Annotated in this window: 2 protein-coding genes; one reads left to right on the top strand and one right to left on the bottom strand. The window is 35.7% G+C overall.

The features are described from left to right. The first annotated feature begins 505 nt into the window (after window positions 1-505). Window positions 506-994 (top strand): hypothetical protein, encoded by a 489-nt coding sequence (locus E5A76_RS04000; protein ID WP_008986503.1) that lies wholly within the window; start codon window positions 506-508, stop codon window positions 992-994. A gap of 112 nt (window positions 995-1,106) precedes the next feature. On the opposite strand, the gene E5A76_RS03995 is transcribed toward E5A76_RS04000, so the two are convergent. After that, the gene (locus tag E5A76_RS03995; protein WP_161118170.1) at window positions 1,107-2,654 is read right to left on the bottom strand and encodes an EAL domain-containing protein; all 1,548 of its coding nucleotides are present in this window, start codon (window positions 2,652-2,654) and stop codon (window positions 1,107-1,109) included. Between the last annotated feature and the right edge of the window lie 148 nt (window positions 2,655-2,802).

Genomic DNA, 2,802 nt, shown 5'->3' with positions numbered 1-2,802 from the left:
TAACCGTACGATAATATATTTTGTACGCCAGCATATTTTCATTTTATTGAAATTTAAATATAGCTGAAAAAACAAATTTTCTTCTAATTATCGCAACGTTCTATTTTTTCTTTTTGCTATCAATTACCTGTCATTTATCGTGTTATAGGGAAGTTGAGGCTAAAGTAATCAATCTCAAATTCTTTTGGGGCCAGTGAGGAACCAAGGTGCTGATAGGATCACAAAATACTGGGTAATGCGGTTTTAGCTATAATTATTAATAGCAAATAATACGTAGAATGCGATAATAGCGCGAACTTTTTGTGGTGAGACAATTAGTTATTTGGTGGTGGTTAAAAAGCATACAGTTAATGCTTTATTTTTGTCAGTGAAAACGGCAAAATGACTACACATTTGAGCTCGGTCACTCTATTTGAATTAAATTTTCATAAAACACATTGTTGTTTACCGAGTTGGTGATAATGTCTCGCCGCATTCCGAATTCTTAAAGTAAAAGGTTACAAATATGTCTGATGTACCAGAGTCTGTTGCAAATATTGCTGCTGTAGCTCAGCCGGTTGCTGAGTCTTCAGGTTCAGTTTGGGGTTATGTAGCAGGTGGCGTGGTTCTGTTAATCATCGCCGGTATTTATGGTTATAAGAAAATTAACCAACCTGCATTCGTGATTAAGCAGGTACGTAAGAAAAACCTGAAAGAAATGAAAAAGCAAGGTATTGAAAGCTCTGAGTTCATGGTTGACATGGACAAGCTGCTAAATTCAATCGAAGCTTACATGACTGAAAACAAGATGAAAGGTTCAGACGTAGTCACGTTACTGAAGCCTTTAAACGATAAAGATCGTGTAAAAACACCAAAAGATATGTACAACTCTATGATCTACATTGCGAATGAAATCAAAGATGTAGCATTAGCAAAAGAGTTTAAAAACAAATCTAAGCAAGTTAAATCAAGCTCTGCGCTAATGGCTGGCTTGTTAAAGCGTGCTGGTATCTAATACCGAATTGCAAACAAAAGGGGCTGATTGATATCAGCCCCTTTTTTGTGTCTTGATTTTTTGTTTTGATAATTTAATTTGTAGTTAAGTATTTGGGGGACTTGTTTAACGCTTATATATCGAGCGCTGGTCCATGATATTTTAATGTGGCATAACGCTGTTGTGTTTTGTTATGGGCAACCAACATTTTTTGTTCGTGTTGACATTTATACTCTTCAAATGTCTCTCGATTTATTGGCGCGCTGAAATAGAAACCTTGGGTATAGTCGATAGATAACGACTTTAATTTATTTAATTGTGTCTCTGTTTCAACGCCTTCAGCTACTAGTCGACATTTTAGCTCTTTGCCGAGTAGGGCGATGTTATTCAAAATTGAGCTAGTGACAGCATCAGTATCAGCTGAATTCACAAATAAACGATCAATTTTAATGATGTCGAAATTGAGTTCTTTTAGGCTCGATAAACTTGAATATCCCGTACCAAAATCATCCAGTGCCCAACGCACACCTAACTCTCGAAATCGTTGCATGATTTTATCTAATTTGATGATCGCGTTAGCGGTGTTTTCACGCTCCGTCATTTCAAACACTAGTCCACGTTGCAATGATGGTGTTTGCTTTATTAAGCACATTACATCATTAACGAATATAGGATCGCTAAGCATTGATAAGGTGAAGTTTACCGAGACATAAAAGTCAGGATTATTACCTGCAATGATCGGTTTATCTACAGCTAACTGTTGCAGTAGTTGTAGTGTGATCGGCTTAATTTGTCCGTTACTCTCAACTTTCGTAATAAATTGATTTGGGGCGACCAGCTTTTTGTGACGATATTTCCAACGACAAAGCAGCTCTGAGCCAACAATGTGATGTGTTTTATTGCACACAATCGGCTGGTAATAAGCAATGAACTCTTTGTTTTTAATAGCAATATCAATGTCTTTTCTGAATGAAAAATTCTTGGTGTGGATATGATTGGCAATTAAGCCAATGATCATACAAAGAATAATGATGAAAGCGGTAAGTGAGCAGATACCAAGCAATACTTGTGATGCTTTTGCTCCGACAATTACGGTAAAGGGAAATTGTACTGAATGGTAAGACTTATAAAATAGAAAGTCTTTCTTCTTATTAATGATCACGCTGCCATTTGGTGATACAACATAACCACGCAAGTACTCATCCGCATTAGTTAGCCAATCATCCATATAGCGTGCATTCATAAATAGTTGATAGAAACCACTCTTGCCTTTAACAACGAGATGAACTTCTTCAATTTTATTTAATGTACTGCATTTTCGGTATAACAAAGGTAAACGTTCTGTTTTTAAACGTGCTTTAAGGCTTGAAGAAATACGGTCATGAAGTGACGCATTACGATCAGAATAGAGATAGTGATCATTTTTAAAATATGCGACGCTACGTAAAGAGCGTGATGATAATACCAGCGTGACTAAATCATTCATGCTTTTAGCATCTGTTTGATTTTCTGGTAGTTTTAATACTGCTGTTGAAAGTGATGTGAGATTACGATTGAGTGCAAGTGCGATGTCTTTACTTAAGTTATCACATCGAATATTTAAGTAAGTCAATGTGATAGGGGTTGCAAGTAGTAAAGCCAATAAGGCTAACTGAAGCATTTTTTTTACGGTAAAAGACATAATATATTTAGTACAGCAGTTTCTATAACAGCTAAAAAAGAAGCGAGCGTTATAGTATCGTATTCTGAAAAGGAATATTTGGAAATGTTGATAAAAAATACCAATCATTACGATTGGTATTTTTTATCAACTAAGGCATTAACGAAGA

It is taken from the genome of Photobacterium lucens (assembly GCF_009873615.1).
Lineage (GTDB): Bacteria > Pseudomonadota > Gammaproteobacteria > Enterobacterales > Vibrionaceae > Photobacterium > Photobacterium lucens.
Note: the sequence above shows the minus strand (reverse complement) of the source record. Positions and strands in the feature narration are given on the sequence as shown.

Coding starts and splice junctions, on each gene's coding strand:
- E5A76_RS04000 (WP_008986503.1), top strand. CDS start 506: ATGTCTGATGTACCAGAGTCTGTTGCAAATATTGCTGCTGTAGCTCAG.
- E5A76_RS03995 (WP_161118170.1), bottom strand. CDS start 2,654: ATGTCTTTTACCGTAAAAAAAATGCTTCAGTTAGCCTTATTGGCTTTA.